We start from the raw sequence: 15,515 nt of genomic DNA, 5'->3' as shown, positions 1-15,515 counted from the left end.
TCAGCGCGCCAGTTTATTCCCAATGCCGCAGAGCAAAAGAAGAATAATCCTCCATCGCACGATTACCGGGGAATAGATCCCGCGGTTCCTGCGTCTTCCCTCCGGATGACATCAAAGGAGCGCCCACAATGGTGGCAAAATCGACAGGGCCTTCGCGCTCAGCCCTCCGCTGGCTGGGTGTTGCAGCCGCACCGGCGGCGCTGGCGTTCGGCTTTTTCTGGGCGGGCGGCTGGTTCTCCCCCAACCGCGTGACGCAGAACCGCCTGATGGCGGAACTGCATGATGCAGGGAGCTACGGGCATGGGTTCCGGCGCGCTCATGCCAAGGGCGTGTGCGTCACAGGGCGGTTTGATGCCAGCGGAGCTGCGGCTTCTGTCTCGAAAGCCGCCATTTTTCGTGAACAGTCTGTGCCCGTAGTCGGGCGATTTGCGCTGGGGGCAGGGCAACCGTATGTGGCCGACAACCCGGCAACCGTGCGCAGCATGGCGCTACGCTTCATGCCCAAAGATGCGCCGGAATGGCGTGCCGCCATGAACGACCCGCCCGTGCTCCCGTTGCGGGACGCGCAGGATGTTTCAGACTTCTTTTCTTCCCAGCGTCTTGACCCCGCAACTGGAAAACCCGACCCGGCGCGCATCCGGGCTTTTGGGGCAACGCATCCCTGGCTTAAGGCCGCAGCGGAGAAGAACGCCCATCGCGTTGTCTCTTCAGGGTTTGCCGATGACACCTATCATAGCCTCGACAGCTTCCTGCTTGTTGCGGAAAACGGCACGAAAACGGCTGTCCGCTGGGCCATGGTGCCTATGCAGCCTGTAGCCCCTGCCGATGCTGCAACCGCGGGGCGGGATCATCTGTTTCAAAGGCTGATTGCAGACCTTCACGACCACCCTCTGCAATGGCGCATGGTGCTGACGGTGGCTGGTCCTCATGATGCGGTGAATGACCCTAGCCAGAGCTGGGCGCAGGATGACCGGACGATTGAGGCCGGAACCCTGACCCTCGACACCGTTGAGAGTGAGGACGGTGGCCCCTGCACAGGCTTCACTTTTGATCCTCTCATTCTGCCACCCGGCATCATCCCGTCCGATGACCCCATTCTTCAGCTTCGGTCAGGGGCTTATATGCGGTCCTTTGCTTTGCGTTCGGGTGAAAAACGCGGCCCCAGCGCCATCACGCCAGCCATGACGCAGGCCCCAGCGGCAGAAAGTGAGAAAAAATCATGACGCCCGCACCCTCCTTTTCCCCTGTGGCGCGTGTGTTGCACTGGCTTATGGCGGTGATGATTCTCAGCATGCTGTTTATCGGTCTGTTCATGGCGTCATCCGTTGGCCCCGGTTACCATCGGCTGGTTTCGCTGCATCGCCCTTTAGGGATTGCCATTCTGGTGCTCGCCCTCCTTCGGCTGACCTATCGCCTGCGCCACGCCCCGCCACCTTTGCCCGATGACCTTCCTGCTGTTCTGAAACTGGCGGCCAAAGGCTCCCATATCCTGCTTTATGCCCTGATGATTGCGCTGCCGCTTGTGGGGTGGGGCATGCTCTCGGCGGGAGGTTATCCTATTCCATTATGGGGGAACGGGGTGCTCTTGCCGCCCATCCTGCCGCACAACCCGGCTGTCTGGTCCTGGCTGCGTTCTGCTCACACCGTTCTGGCCTTTACCCTGTTTGGTCTGGTGCTGGTCCATATCGGCGCGGCTCTGTTTCATGGCCTGATCCGGCGGGATGCCGTGCTTGAGAGCATGACGCACAGGAAGAGATCGGAGTGAGGGGCGCGTTCAGAGCCATAACAAGATGAGAGGAGTGCTGACGAAGGACCGGTCTGAAAACCTGCCTGTCAGCACTCCACAATCTTTGTTTGCCTGAAATGAGTAACCTTTGGATTTTAGAACGTCAGTTCCAGATTGCTCTGCACATACGCTCCGGAGGACGCTCCGGCTTTAATCATGGCGCGGGAGGCGAAGATGTATTCGCCATCAAGGCTGAAGGTAATGTGCCGGGTGGCGCGCCAGGTAAAGCTGGCCTGCGGCATGGTGGCCGTATAGCCCCCTTGCGGGCGGAAGCTGTAGGCCGCCGTGGGGTTGGCATAAATGGCGTCATGCGTGCTGTTGCGCCAGATGACCGGCACTTTGAGCAGCAGGCTGGTATTGCGGCTGGTGGCAATGGTGGCCAGCGGGCCGACGTCAATCAGGTTCGAGTTGCCGATATAGGTGCTCATATCCAGATAGTAGGCGCTGGGCACGAAGGGGGAGAGAAAGTTGCCCCAGCTGCTGGTCTGGCTTTTGCGCGTGTCCCCGCCGGAAATGGCGTCGGCCTGAATCCCGATAGCCGGACGCCCCCACCATTTGGCAAAGCGCCATGAGACGGTGCCGTTAAAGGAATAGGCGGACACCGGGCGCTGCGGACCGTTTTTGGCAGCGTGGAAGTTGCCGCCCTGCCACATGCCGCCCAGAGAGAATTCGATGGGGCCGGCATTGCCCCAGATGCGCGTTCCGGGTGTGTCACGATGCGTGGAGCCCGCAATGGTGCCGGTGGTGCTGGCAATGGGGTTACTGGACAGGGTGTAGCCCAGATAAAACGTATCCACGAAGATCTGGCTCTTTTTATCCAGAAATTTGAATTCCGGGATGGCGTAGGACGTGTAAGCGCCAAACAGGCGGGTTCTCCACCCCACCTGATCATGAAAGGCGGTTGTGGGCGCGTTGTTGGTCAGGGTGAGGTCAAACAGATCCACGCGGAAGCGTTTCCAGAAGGCGTAGCCCCGCAGGCCGTTCCAAGAATAGGGCAGGGTAGGGTAAACGCTGCCTGCCGTTACATACGGCGGGGCATCCAGAAAGGACATACGGCCGACCATAGCGCCCATAGTAGCCCCCAGCAGGTGGCCTTTGACTTCCACAAATGCCTGCTGTGCGTCCAGCTTGCTGCGCCACCGGCCCCCGGTATAGCCGTAATAATTGATGCCCCCGGCCTGCCCGCTCATCAGCTCCCCATACAGGCGCACATGCTCGCCCAGATGCAGGTCCGCGCCCGCGTTCCAGCGCAGGGTGGAGCGGTAGGCCGGGTCTTTCTTGATGGTGCCAAAGCCCGCCCGCTGGTCATAAAACCCATGATGGCGGAAGTTGCCGCTCAGCGTCAGGTAGATGGAGCCGCTGTTATTGAGCGGGATGTATTTCAGCGGGTCTGCCCAGTCGATACGGTTCCTCTTGTCTCGCAGGCTTGACCAGTCTTCCGCCCAGCGGGAGACGGCGTAATACGCCACCGTGCCAAACCCGGCAGCGGCCCCGGTATTGGCGTTGAACACGCCCCACGGCCCCTGATGCATGAGGGAAGACGGCAGCGGCTTGAGTTCCAGAGACTGCGGCTGGCCGTAGGCTTCCGGTCGGCTGGTGAGGGGCGGCAGCAGCATATTATCCCAGAAGCCGCCGCGCGGCGGGGGCTGGGGGACGGTGGCATCTGCTCCGGTAGGCGTTGTCTGGGCTTTGGATGGCTTGCGCACCACGTCTGAGAGTCGTGCGGGCATGGTGTCATGCGAGACGTTGATCTCATGCGCGTGCGGGGTGGTCTGGCGCGCAACGGACGGCACGGCTTCTCCAGTGCTTTGCGCGTGGGCTGCCACAGGCAGCACCAGGACTGCGAGGAACGCCCCGGCAGGAGCCAGCCAGAGGCATCCTGTAGACAGGCCACTGGAAAAACAAAACCGGGTGCGGGCAGAACGCAGGCGTGCAACGGGCGCGCCTGCGCTGCGGGCAAACAGATGGTTCATGACAGAACACTCTGAAAAAAAGGGAATCGGAGGTCAGCAATAAGGCGGTGCGGCGGGAACGCCGGGGGCCTTATGCGTGGGCGCGGAAGGAGCGGGAGAGCGTAAGTCGCTCTCGGACCGCCCTAAGGTGCGCGGGGGTTGGCAACGGTGCCCGATGGCACAGGTGCCCCCCGTTCTGCGTGGGGCGCAAAACGGGGAGAGGCAGAGGGAAGGATGAGCCCGAACCGGGAAAGCAGAGCATCAGCATGCGGCACGACCTTATGACGTCATAGCTTAACCAGAAGGCTTGCTATGCATTTTTTATTATTCTGACGTGCGTTATAGGTATGCCTAAACGCGAGGCCTGTCATCTCGCGTTTGCGTGTAACACGAAATCTTTAAGTGCAGGATCAGCCGGATTGCGGCAGGCCGCCCAGCCGGGTGAGGCAGTCCCGCGCGCGGGTGATGAGGTGGATTTCATGCACGTTGGCCACCGCCTTGCGCGCATTGCTCTGCCAGCTGCGCGGCATGCCCTGCGGGGAGCAGACGGCACGGGCTCCAAAGAGCGGGCCGTCTGTCTGGTCCATGGCGGCCAGAACGGCTGCCGGATGCGTAGGCAGGGCGCGGCGCATGGCCGTGCGGAGGGAGAGTGCCGTGGCGGGGTCTGCCTCGGGCATCAGCGCGGCCAGAACGGAGGCGGCCTCCGGCTGACCGGTGCTGACAGCCAGCCGCACGTCTGACCATTTGCGGCTTTTGGTCAGGGTGCGGGCCGTCTGCTCCGGCCCCTCACTCTCCAGCATATGCAGAATATGCGTGGAAGACTGGTTGGCCGTCGTCTGCGCTGCATTCTGGATCGGGGACTGCGCTACCGCGTTCGGGCTGGTGCGGGCAGACGTGCCCACAGTTTCCGTTGCCTGCTGCGGGGCCGCAAAGGCCCGTGCCAGCGAGGCACTGACCGGCGCCGTGCTGGCCGTGGTCGTCTGTGCTGGTTTGGCGGTGCCGGTGGCTGGCGGGGCGGACAAAGCGGCCCGGCGCATATCCGCCACCAGAGGGCGGGGCGGCGTGTGCGAAAAGGTGGACAGGCTCAGCGCGCCGGCAACCAGAGCGGAAAGGATTACAAAGCGGGGCATACGCATAAAAAATGTCTCCTTTCCTGAAGAGGCGACCAGACCAGAAGGGGCGGGCCGCAGATAAGACTGACTGAAGGCCATTGAGGCAGGCAGAAAATGGCGCGGTGAAGGCAGGACCACGGAAAGGTTGCGGCGGAGGCGGCGTGTGTCCTATAGCGGGCCGGATTGGTCAGAGCTTTAAGGCGTCTGTCTGTGTAACCCTTCCCCCAGAGGATCAGATTTTTCTATGAGCAGCACGTCTCCTTCTCCCTCCGAAATTACCCGTCTGCAGACCGCTCTGCGCCGCCTGCTTGGTGCCAAGGGTCTGTCCGTCAACCCGCCGCCGCGTGCCGGTATGTCCGTTGAGCTGGCTGTGGACGGTGAAGTTATTGGCACCATTCATCGTGATGATGATGAGGGCGAAGTGTCCTACGCCATCAACATCATTCTGCTGGAAGAAGATCTGCCGGCTGAAAAATAAGCCGCAGTCTTTCAGGCCTTAACCAGAGTGGGAGAGACCCGGAAGGGTCTGCTCCCGTTCGGGCCTTCAGGCGTTGGAGGGGGCGACGGAAGCCTGCATGATGGGGACCCGTGCGGTGGGAAATTCCACCTTGGTCACTTTCCAGCGCCAGTTCTGAATCCGCATCTCAATTTTCAGCGGCGTGTCATGCTCGTGGCCGGGCAGGGGCACATCCACTTCAAACTGGTCAATCCGGGTGAAGCGGACTGAAGCCTTTTCCACCAGTGATGCAAAAGACGGCGTGGGCTGGTTGGCCGGAATGGCGGCAGGGACTGCCTGATCGACCAGTGTGCCGAGATTGGCCTGCGTCACGGTGAAATCCACCGCGTTGGAGACAGCCGTGGTGGCAAAGGATGAGCCGAAGTCCGGCAGATCATCCGATGCCTGTTCCAGATGCAGGCCGGAGAGGGTCTGGTGCTTGATGGACGCATCCAGCTCGGACCAGTTGATAACCTGCCCAAGAGCCTTCATGTCATGCGTCTGGATGGCGGAGCCGATGCTCCACAGCGTGACGAACGGGGAGGCCAGATAAAGGCCAAGTGCTGCCGCTGAGGCGCCGACACACACTCTGCGTGCGGCCTGCAACTTGTTCAGACTGGCACGCCGGACAAAAGGTCCGGCAGAGGTGAGGGCGGTCATTGGTTGCACTCCTCGTATGCTAAAATTGCAGTTCACGTATAGCAGACGCATGGCACCCATGCATAGTTTCATTAATATGAATTCATATTATCACGAAAAAGTGAACAGGGCATAAAAAAGCCCGGCATGGCATAGAAGGGCCGCACTGCTGGTCCGCCCAGGTCAGACAGACCCTAATCCGCAGAGATACTCTGCCCGCAGCAAAAGGGCGCTCAGATGGCGTTTGATTTCACGGAAGCCGAAATTCAGCGATATTCCCGCCACATTCTTTTGCCGGAGGTCGGCGGCACGGGGCAGGCCGCTCTTAAAGAGGCCTCAGTGCTGGTGGTCGGGGCCGGGGGGCTTGGCTCACCCGCAGCCCTCTATCTGGCCGCCGCCGGGGTGGGGCGTATCGGGCTGGTGGATGATGACACGGTGGAACTCTCCAACCTGCAACGCCAGATCCTGCACACCACGCAGGCGGTCGGCGCGCCAAAGGTGGACTCCGCCCGCGCCCGGCTGGAAGCCCTGAACCCCGAGATTACCGTTGAAACATGGCCGCTGCGGCTGACGGCGGACACTGTTGATGATCTGGTGAGCCGGTATGATCTGGTGTGTGACGGGTGCGATAACTTTACCACCCGCTATCTGGTGAATGCTGCCTGCGTGCGGACAGGACGACCGCTGGTGTCTGCCGCTGTGCAGCGGTTTGAAGGCCAGCTTTCCACATTTCATCCCGCGCGCGGCGGCCCGTGCTATCATTGCCTTTACCCGCAGACCGATGGCGTGGCGCAGGGGCTGAGCTGTGGTGAGGCCGGGGTGTTTGGGGCCGTAACCGGTGTAATGGGCACTCTTCAGGCCACGGAAGCGCTCAAGGAACTTCTGGGGCTGGGCACCTCACTGGCCGGACGGCTGCTGATGTGGGATGCTTTGAGCACACGCTTTACAACCATCACCCTGCAACGGGACCCGACATGCCCGGTGTGCGGGACTCTGAAACGGGAGACATCTGATGGCTGAACTTTCTGGTGAACCTGGCAACGGCGTGTTTGCTGGTTCTTCTGCCCCTGCCGCTGCCCCTTCTGGCCGGACCGGCTTTTCTGCCGCTGTCGGTGCGTCCGCTTTCCCGCCGTGTGATCTGGCGCTGGTGATTGTGGAAGCCCGGTATGAGCGCGTGCATGCCGCCCTGATGCTGGCCGCTACCGCCTGTGCGCTGGGCCAGACGGTCGTGCTGTTTGGCATGGGGGCCGGGGTGGCGGCCTTCTGCGCCAACTGGGACGGGCTGGAAGATGAGCAGCGGGAAGACTGGCGGAAAGCCGCCGGGGTGGCGGGGCTGAATGATCTGCGCACCGCCCTGCGGGACATGGACGCTACCCTGATGGTCTGCGACTCCGGGTTGAAGACCATGGGCCTGACGGACGAAGCCCTTGAGGAAGGGGTGGCGGTTGTGGGCCTGCCTACGTTTCTGGACAGGGCGGGTGCGGCGCGCGTAGCGGTTTTCTAAAAACCGCTTGCCCCCGCGTTTCTCTCTTGGCAGGGATGCAGGCATGATGTTCACATTGCCTCTGACTTTCCGGTTCCGACTGCTGTCCTGTCTGGCAGGGTGTGCGGTCGCTCTGTCTGGCGCGGTTGCTGCTGATAAGAAGCCCGCCGCGCACAAGCACCATGCACACCATGCCGAAGCGGACCACGCTGCTGCCAAAAAGAAGACAGCAGACAAACCCGCTGCGAAAAAGGCCGCTCCGACGGACGGCAAGAGTGCGCATCGCAGCCACCATGAGGCCGCTAAAGCCCGCCACGCTGCGGGGCAGGCTGCCCACGCTCCCGTAAAACATAAAGCTGCAACGGCTGCCGCAGGGGCTGCTGCCGGAGCCGCCGCTGGCGCTGCCGGTGCTGCCGCGTCCGACCAGCCCGCACCGCCGCCTGCCGATGCAACGCCGCCCGAACCGCCCAAGGGCACGGTGACGGGTCTGCCGCTGCCGCGCTACGCCGCCCTGCGGTCTGATGAAGTGAATATGCGGGCCGGTCCGGGCCGTCGTTTCCCCATTCTCTGGGTCTATCACCGCCGCGGTATGCCAATGCGGATTGAGCGTGAGTTTGATGTCTGGCGTCTGGTGGAAGATGAGACGGGCCAGAAAGGCTGGATTCAGCAGGCAACGCTGTCTGGCGGCCGGGACTTCCTTGTGCCGGGTGAACCGCCGGGGGATGAAGCCCCGCTGGAAGTCAAGCTGGACAAGAACGGCAATAAGGAACAGCCGTCCGGCCATATGGACACCCGCGTGGTGGCCACGCTGCCCACACCTGCGGATGCAAAGAGCGTGACGGGTGCGGTTGTCATGCACAGTACGGCCAGCAACGATGCGCCTGCGGTCGCTGTTCTGAAACCCGGCTCTGTGGGATCTGTTAAGGAATGTGCAGCCGGGTCTGAGTGGTGCAAGGTCTCGGTCAAGAACTACACCGGCTGGGTCCCCCGCCGGGCGATCTGGGGCGTGGATGCGGAGGAAGCCATCACTCCCTCCTGAACCCCGGACTGGTTAAGTTAAGGAGAAGGAGAGATCATGCCCACCTCAAACGCGCTTATCTGCCGGACCAAGATTGTTGCAACCCTTGGCCCGGCGTCCAGCGACTACGAGACAATCCGGGATCTGGCCGTGGCCGGGGCGGATGTCTTCCGCTTCAACTTCTCCCACGGCACGCATGAGGACCACGCCGCCCGCCACGCCATTGTGCGGCGGGTGGAAGCCGAGCTGGGTGAACCCATTGGCATTCTGGCCGATATGCAGGGGCCAAAACTGCGCGTTGGTGTGTTTGCCGATGGCAAGGTCACGCTGAAACCCGGTGCCTCTTTCCGGTTCGATCTGTCCACCGCGCCGGGGGATGAAACCCGCGTCTGCCTGCCGCACCCTGAAATTATTGCCGTTGCCCAACCCGGCAGCCGCCTGCTGATGGATGATGGCAAGCTGGCTGTGGTGGTGAAGGACGTCGGGCCGGACTGGCTGGACACCACGGTGGATGTGGGGGGCGTGCTCTCCAACCATAAGGGCGTGAACGTGCCGGATGTGGCGCTGCCCATCCCCGCCCTGACGGAAAAAGACCGGCGGGATCTGGCCTTTGCGCTGGATCTGGGCGTCGATTATGTCGCTCTGTCCTTCGTGCAGCGGCCTGAAGATGTGAGCGAGGCTCGCACGCTGGTGGGGGAACGCGCCAACCTGCTGGTCAAGCTGGAAAAACCGCAGGCTATCGACAATCTGGAAGCTATTCTGGACCTGACGGACGCCGTGATGGTCGCCCGTGGGGATCTGGGCGTGGAACTGCCGCCCGAGAATGTGCCGCTGGTGCAAAAGCGCATCATCCGTCTGGCCCGCCGTCTGGGCAAGCCGGTTGTGGTGGCAACGCAGATGCTGGAAAGCATGATCTCGTCCCCCACGCCGACCCGTGCGGAAGCGTCCGATGTGGCAACGGCGGTGTTTGATGGCGCGGATGCCGTCATGCTCTCCGCTGAATCCGCCGCCGGGCAGTATCCGCGTGAGGCCGTGCGCATCATGAACCGGATTATCTGGCGCATTGAGCAGGATGCGGAGTGGCAGAGCATGATGGCGCGGGCGCGTCTGGCTCCAGAAGATTACGTAGCTGACGCCATTGCCGGGGCAGCCCAGCAGGTGGCGGATACGCTCAAGGCCCCCGCCATTGTGGCCTATACGCACCGCGGGGCCACGGCCTTCCGCATTGCGCGGGAGCGGCCATCCTGCCCCATTCTGGGCATTACCCCCACGCATGAAGCCGGGCGGCGCATGGCGTTGGTCTGGGGCGTGCGGGCCTTTGTGAATGAAGGCAAACAGGTGATGAACGTGGAAGACATGGTGGACTCTGCGCTGGATGTGGTGAACCGCGCCAGAATTGGCAGCTCCGGCAATTCCATCGTGATTGCCGCAGGCGTGCCGTTTGGGGTGAGTGGTTCCACCAACACGCTGCGGGTTGCCAAAATTCCCTGAGGATTTGGGCATTGCGTCCGCTCTCCGGGTGGACACAGCGCCCGAGGGATGACAGTGGGAAGGGAAAATAAAGGCGTACCCGCCGATGGTGTGCCTGATGAGGCAGGAGTCAGACACAATGGCTAAGGCGACACGCCGCAGCATTATGCAGCGCCGGACGGTTTTACAGGGGCTTGCCTGCGTTCCGACAGGGCTTGCGGTTTCCTCGCTCGCGCAGGCGGCAGACCATGTTGTGACCCCGTCGCAGCCGGAAACAACCCGCCCGGCGGACGTCACCACCACGCCGCCGCGCCAGTGGGGGCCGGGCGCGCCGCCAGCCTACACGCCGGACCCGGATGTGATTGTGATTGATCGCTCCTTCCGCGACCTGCTGTTTGGGGCTGCCACCCTGCACCGGGTGTGGGATAAGGGCACATGGCTGGAAGGTCCGGCCTGGTCTGCCGAGGGGCGGTATCTGCTGCTGAGCGACACCGTAACCAGCCGCCAGTACCGCTACTTGTGGGAGACGGGCGAGGTCACGGTCTTCCGCCCGGAATCCTACCATTCCAACGGCAACACGTTTGATTATCAGGGCCGCCAGATTTCCTGCGAGCACTTCCTGCGCCGGGTGATCCGCTGGGAGCACGATGGGTCCGTGCGCGTGCTGGCCGACCGGTATGAAGGCCACGCCCTGAACTCCCCTAATGATGTGATTGCCCACCCGGATGGCAGCATCTGGTTTACGGACCCCGGCTATGGCGATGGCTTTACCGAAGGCCACGCGGATGAGCCGGGCGGTGAGGCCAACCCGGAAGGCCATATTCGCTGGCGGATAGGCGAAGAACTGATCGGTGAGCTTGGCGGCGTGAAGCGGCAGGCAGACCATACCTTCCGGATTGATCCTTCAGGCCGGATTGAATGTGTGCTGACGCAGGAGCAACTGCCCAACCCCAACGGCCTGTGCTTCTCGCCCGATCATTCCCGTCTGTATGTCATTTCCTCCGGCAAGCAGCCGGGTGGGTATGGGCATGATGGGGATCAGGCCGTGCATGTGTATGACGTGCACAAGGACAACACCCTCTCCAACCCGCGCCTGTTTACCAACATGCATTTTCAGGGTGTACAGATGGGGCCGGACGGGATGAAGGCCGATATCTTCGGCAATCTCTGGTGTGGGGCCAGCGGGCCGCTGGGGCTGTGCGGGGTGTTTGTGTTTAACCCGGAAGGCCAGCTGATTGGCCGGATCCGCCTGCCGCATGGGGTGTCCAACCTCACCTTTGGTGGCCCGAAGCGGAACTGGCTGTTTATGTGCGCAGGGGAATCGCTCTATCGCCTTCAGGTCAACACGCAGGGCGCGGGCGCAGCGTAATGCGCGGGCCGATCAGGCCCGGTTTTTCAGGAAGACTGGCAGCAGCGTAAACAGCCCGCAAGCGCTGGCGACAAACAAGGGGAGGCCGCTGGCGGGAGAAAACGCCATGGCGGAGCCTGCCATGCCCGGCCCCATAAAGGAGCCAAGCCCCCACGCAACTGACGTAGCGGCATAAACAGACACAAGGTCTCCCCCGGAAAACCGGCTGCCGACCACGGACATCGCGACCGTATACAAGGCAGCAAACAGTCCATCCCACACAAACAGCAGCGGGTAGGCCAGCGCTGGCGTGCCAATGGCGAGGGGCCAGAGCAGCGCCCCGAACGTGGAGGCCGTGCCGAGGGTGATAAGCAGTGCGCGCGGGTTTTTTAGCCGGTCCGCCAGCCGACCGAGCGGGGCTTGCAGCACAATAGCGCCCAGCAGCATGGAAGAGAGCAGCAGCGTGGCCTGACGTTCCGACCAGCCCGTATGCAGGGCGTAAAGCGGCAGGAAAGCGGAGCTTGCGGCTTCCAGCATGGCCATGAGCAGCGTGACGCAAATGGCGATAGGGGCCATCCCGATATAGCGCCACAGGCCGCTATGAGCCGGACGTTCCGGTTTGGGCGCGCGCATCCACGGCATGCTCACCATGGCAAAGGCTGCCAGCACAAAGACACTGGTGATGGCGAACGGGGCTATGCCATGCCGCCCGACCAGCGTGAGCAGTACCGGGCCAATGGCAAAGCCGGAGGAGAGCATGGCGCTGTAATAGCCCATGGTGCGGGTGCGGTTGCTGTCATCCGTGCTCTGGTTCAGCCAGCTTTCTGACATGATGAGCATGCTCTCGGTCGCCACCCCCAGCACAAGGCGGAGCGGGAACCAGAACCAGACAGACGGCACGATGGGAAACAGGAGAAGTGTGACGGCGGTGCAGCCCAGTGCAGCCAGCAGCACTTTACGCGGCCCCGCCCATCCGGCCAGACGGGGCAGGAACGGGGCAATGCCCAGCACCCCTACGCCGTGCATCATGGCCAGCGCGGCAATGGTGTGCGGGCCATAGCCGTGGTCCAGCAGAGAAAACGTGAGGAGCGGCGTGCTGAGCCCGTAGGTCAGGCCGAAAATCATCCCGACAGACACGAGGGAGAGAACGGGCAGGCGGGAATGTGTGGGAGACGAAGCAGAAGGGAGCAAGAGCAGGCCAGACACGGTTGGAAAAAAGGCCAGTGCATGAGGCACGCACCAGCAGGGTTTTTGAATATCAGAATTCTAAAGTCATGCGGCTTTTTATGTTCTTTTCCGCTCGGCGGATATGACGGATGTTTTTGTGAGGAGCTGCTAAAAATCACAACCCTGTTATGTGCGAGAAGAAATTGGTGAGAAATTAATTGAGAATAATTCTCACTTGCTCTTTATGTGTGTCAAGTTTGACATACTTCCAAAGGGCAGGTGAATGACAAGGGTCTATAAGGCGTATCTCACCCCGGTATCTGTTGCAGGTGTTCTCTTTTTCTCAGCCCATGCGTGGGCGTCATCCTCTGATACGCTGCATGAGGAAAACAAGGAGTCACCTAAGCGCGAGAACAAACGCCATAAAACAGGAGCCGAGGCGGGACTGCCGGCCACACGCGTTGGCAGTGTGGATGCGACGGATGAAGAACGCCTGATCGTAACGGGGCATGGCTTTAACACCATGCATGATTCTGTCGGCCTTTCCCGTATGCCGCAGGACGTGATGCATACGCCCCAAAATATCAATGTTGTGCCGCAGGCCCTCATGCGGCAGCAAAATGTGAAGTCTCTGGATGAAGCGTTGCGGAACGTGCCCGGGGTGACCTCCTCCATCGGCGAGGGCGCAGGCGGCATGAACGGGGACCAGTTCCTGATCCGCGGTTTTCAGGCGCAGAATGATATCTACGAGGACGGGTTAAGGGACTTTGGCGTTTATTCCCGAGATTCCTTTAATTTTGACTCTGTGTCCGTCATCAAAGGGCCGTCCTCGGAAGTGTTCGGGAATGGCACCACAGGGGGCGCCATTAACATGGTGACCAAGACCCCCGGTTTGCAAAACCGTTATTCCTCTGAATTTACAGGTGGGTCCGGCAGCTATTACCGGGGCACGCTGGATATTAACCAGAAGCTGGACAGTTCCACCGCCTTCCGCCTGACTGGCATGGGTGATGAGCATAATGTTGTCGGGCGGGACTTCATTTATTCGCATCGCTGGGGTGTTGCCCCCTCCATTGCCTTTGGTCTGGGCAAACGCGCTACGCTGGTGTTGCAATACATGCACCAGCAGGAAAATTCCGTGCCTGATTTTGGGGTGCCGGTTGTTACAAAACCCGGTGCATCCTACGGCATGCCCATTACGGAATATGGTGTGAAGCGCACCAACTGGTATGGCACCAATAATGACCAGAACGCCACGAACGATAATATGGAAACAGCCCGCTTCACCTATAAGGTGAACGACCATATTACCGTTTATGATGATCTGCGCGGCGGTCAGTATTACCGCACTTTTGCGGCCTCCAAAGCTACGTGTGACACAACCTGCGTGAACAACTATTTCAACGGTGACCCGGCAGCGGCACTTGTTGCGCGCTCGGGCCCGGTGGGGGCTGGGAATGGCACTGGTCCCGGCACCTATATGGCTCCGCTGCCGTATGAGCAGAAAAGCTGGTCCGTGCAGAATGTTGCGTCCATGGTGGCCAACTTCAACACAGGTTTTCTGCGGCACCAGCTTGTGGCCGGGTTTGATATTGAACGCGTGAATGACGTGCGCTCACAATCCACCTATCTGAACCCCAAACCCTATGCCAGCCTCATCAACCCCAACCCATACGTAGGGAATCTTGACCTTGTGCCCGGGGATAGCAATCCGGCTGGTCTGGTGTCTCTGGGCTCACTGCATGCCAAATCTCACAGCAGTGGCTACGGGTTTGATACCGGCCTGTTCCTGTTTGACCAGATCTGGCTGACAAAGTGGCTTTCCGTCAAAGGCGGGTTCCGGTGGGACCGCTGGCAGACAAGTTACAACATGACAGGCGGGGATGTTGCCAAAAACCCTGACAGCCACTTCCATGATGTCAGCGGTGTGTTCAACCCCAATGTCAGCCTTGTGGCGACACCGGATGAACACCAGACCTATTACTTCACATGGGCAAGCTCCACCACGCCGATGGGCATGTATGTCACCAACGGGTCTGTGCCGATCCGCCCGGGCACAAACTCCTTCGCCAGCCCGGAAAAATCCCAGCTTTATGAACTCGGGGCCAAATACAGCCTGTTCCATGACCGGATTGGCGCAACGGCCTCGCTCTTCCGGCTGGATAAAGGCAACACCATGAATGCTGACCCGGTAACAGGGGAAGTGCAGGGGTCATCTGACCGGCAGCGCAATCAGGGGCTGGAATTGTCCGTGGGCGGCATCATTCTGCCGGGCTGGAATATTACGGCCACCTACGCCCTGTATGACAGTGACACGACCTATTCCGCCACCAAAGCCAACCGTGGCAAGAATGTTCAGTATGTGCCGCATAATCAGGCCACGCTGTGGTCGGTTTATAACGCGTTTGCCCACACGCCTTATAATATCTCATTTGGTGGTGGTGTGACGTGGCGTCAGCATGTGTGGCTCAATACGGCCAACACCCTGCGGGCTCCGGCTAATCTGGACTTCAGTGCGGTGATTTCCCATCGCTTTGACAAGCACTGGAAAGTGTCCATGAACGGTTACAACCTTGCCAACCGTCTGAACTACCAGAGCCTGTTCTCCAACCGCGCAACGCCGTCTGCGGGGAGAATGTTCCTGGGGGAAGTCAGCTTTACTTACTGAGATTTTTTACGGAGTGAGTTTGCCGGGCGGTGGTCCGGCAGGCCCATGCGGCGGGAGGAATGCCGCCATAAAAAAGGAAGTGCCTTATCCGGGCATTTCCTTTTTTGCGTTCTTAGTGACAGCCGCCCCCCTTGCTGCTGTCACAGTTCTTGCAACTGCCGCAGCCGGTGCGCAGGCCGCCGGGGGTTGCCAGTCGCTCAGCACGGGCGCGCAGGCTGGTCAGGTGCTGTGTGTTACGCAGCAGGCCTGCAAGTGTGCGCCAGAAAGGCACAAGCGTGGCCGGAGCCAGCTTTTGCAGCCAGTAGGCCGCGCAGAAAACGACGATCAGAGCAACGAGGATAATCTGTGTCACAGGTGTCCTCCTGTTATCAGCCGT

At 61.0% G+C, this 15,515-nt stretch carries 14 protein-coding genes; 9 read left to right on the top strand and 5 right to left on the bottom strand.

Annotated elements, in window-relative coordinates; translation table 11 throughout:
* Positions 1–128 precede the first annotated feature (128 nt).
* Together HK23_RS00560 and HK23_RS00555 are read left to right on the top strand one after the other, a co-directional pair.
* Positions 129–1,223: a catalase family peroxidase gene (locus HK23_RS00560; protein WP_086652466.1), complete on the top strand. Its 1,095-nt coding sequence runs from the start codon at positions 129–131 to the stop codon at positions 1,221–1,223.
* Positions 1,220–1,765 (top strand): cytochrome b, encoded by a 546-nt coding sequence (locus tag HK23_RS00555; RefSeq protein ID WP_086652465.1) that lies wholly within the window; start codon positions 1,220–1,222, stop codon positions 1,763–1,765. Before HK23_RS00560 ends, HK23_RS00555 begins: the two co-directional genes overlap by 4 nt.
* Before the next feature lie 116 nt (positions 1,766–1,881).
* Here HK23_RS00555 and HK23_RS00550 read toward each other — a convergent pair whose 3' ends face one another.
* Complete coding sequence (locus HK23_RS00550; protein WP_256939993.1) at positions 1,882–3,759, bottom strand: alginate export family protein; 1,878 nt, start codon at positions 3,757–3,759, stop codon at positions 1,882–1,884.
* Between the two features lie 389 nt (positions 3,760–4,148).
* The gene (locus HK23_RS00545; RefSeq protein WP_143217453.1) at positions 4,149–4,874 is read right to left on the bottom strand and encodes a hypothetical protein; all 726 of its coding nucleotides are present in this window, start codon (positions 4,872–4,874) and stop codon (positions 4,149–4,151) included.
* Between the two features lie 220 nt (positions 4,875–5,094).
* On the opposite strand from HK23_RS00545, the gene HK23_RS00540 reads away from it, so the two are divergent.
* Complete coding sequence (locus HK23_RS00540) at positions 5,095–5,328, top strand: DUF3126 family protein (RefSeq protein WP_062142587.1); 234 nt, start codon at positions 5,095–5,097, stop codon at positions 5,326–5,328.
* Positions 5,329–5,394: 66 nt separating this feature from the next.
* Here the strand turns inward: HK23_RS00540 and HK23_RS00535 are convergent, their stop codons facing one another.
* A complete protein-coding gene (locus HK23_RS00535) occupies positions 5,395–6,006 on the bottom strand; it encodes a DUF2939 domain-containing protein (RefSeq protein WP_086652463.1) in 612 nt (203 codons plus the stop codon).
* Positions 6,007–6,222: 216 nt separating this feature from the next.
* Here HK23_RS00535 and HK23_RS00530 point away from each other — a divergent pair, with 216 nt between their 5' ends.
* The 5 genes from HK23_RS00530 to HK23_RS00510 all read left to right on the top strand — a co-directional run bounded on the left by HK23_RS00530 (position 6,223) and on the right by HK23_RS00510 (position 11,325).
* Positions 6,223–7,005 carry a HesA/MoeB/ThiF family protein gene (locus tag HK23_RS00530; RefSeq protein ID WP_086652462.1) on the top strand — a complete coding sequence of 261 codons (783 nt, stop codon included), beginning with the start codon at positions 6,223–6,225 and terminating at the stop codon, positions 7,003–7,005.
* Positions 6,998–7,489, top strand: a complete 492-nt coding sequence (locus HK23_RS00525) for a DsrE family protein (RefSeq protein ID WP_086652461.1) — start codon at positions 6,998–7,000, stop codon at positions 7,487–7,489. Before HK23_RS00530 ends, HK23_RS00525 begins: the two co-directional genes overlap by 8 nt.
* Positions 7,490–7,532: 43 nt before the next feature.
* Positions 7,533–8,507, top strand: a complete 975-nt coding sequence (locus HK23_RS00520) for an SH3 domain-containing protein (RefSeq protein WP_086652460.1) — start codon at positions 7,533–7,535, stop codon at positions 8,505–8,507.
* Positions 8,508–8,543: 36 nt separating this feature from the next.
* Positions 8,544–9,977 carry a pyruvate kinase gene (gene pyk, locus HK23_RS00515; RefSeq protein ID WP_063907884.1) on the top strand — a complete coding sequence of 478 codons (1,434 nt, stop codon included), beginning with the start codon at positions 8,544–8,546 and terminating at the stop codon, positions 9,975–9,977.
* 118 nt (positions 9,978–10,095) lie between these two features.
* Positions 10,096–11,325 carry an SMP-30/gluconolactonase/LRE family protein gene (locus tag HK23_RS00510; RefSeq protein ID WP_063907885.1) on the top strand — a complete coding sequence of 410 codons (1,230 nt, stop codon included), beginning with the start codon at positions 10,096–10,098 and terminating at the stop codon, positions 11,323–11,325.
* Positions 11,326–11,337: 12 nt separating this feature from the next.
* Here HK23_RS00510 and HK23_RS00505 read toward each other — a convergent pair whose 3' ends face one another.
* Positions 11,338–12,510, bottom strand: a complete 1,173-nt coding sequence (locus HK23_RS00505) for an MFS transporter (RefSeq protein WP_256939992.1) — start codon at positions 12,508–12,510, stop codon at positions 11,338–11,340.
* Positions 12,511–12,754: 244 nt separating this feature from the next.
* Between HK23_RS00505 and HK23_RS00500 the strand changes: the two genes are divergently transcribed.
* Complete coding sequence (locus HK23_RS00500; protein ID WP_256939991.1) at positions 12,755–15,139, top strand: TonB-dependent receptor; 2,385 nt, start codon at positions 12,755–12,757, stop codon at positions 15,137–15,139.
* A 112-nt stretch (positions 15,140–15,251) separates the two neighbouring features.
* Here the strand turns inward: HK23_RS00500 and HK23_RS00495 are convergent, their stop codons facing one another.
* Positions 15,252–15,491: a DUF6587 family protein gene (locus tag HK23_RS00495; RefSeq protein ID WP_086652459.1), complete on the bottom strand. Its 240-nt coding sequence runs from the start codon at positions 15,489–15,491 to the stop codon at positions 15,252–15,254.
* Positions 15,492–15,515: the final 24 nt, after the last annotated feature.

Source organism: Acetobacter malorum (assembly GCF_002153605.1).
GTDB lineage: Bacteria > Pseudomonadota > Alphaproteobacteria > Acetobacterales > Acetobacteraceae > Acetobacter > Acetobacter malorum_A.
This window is presented reverse-complemented; position numbering and strand designations above follow the sequence as displayed.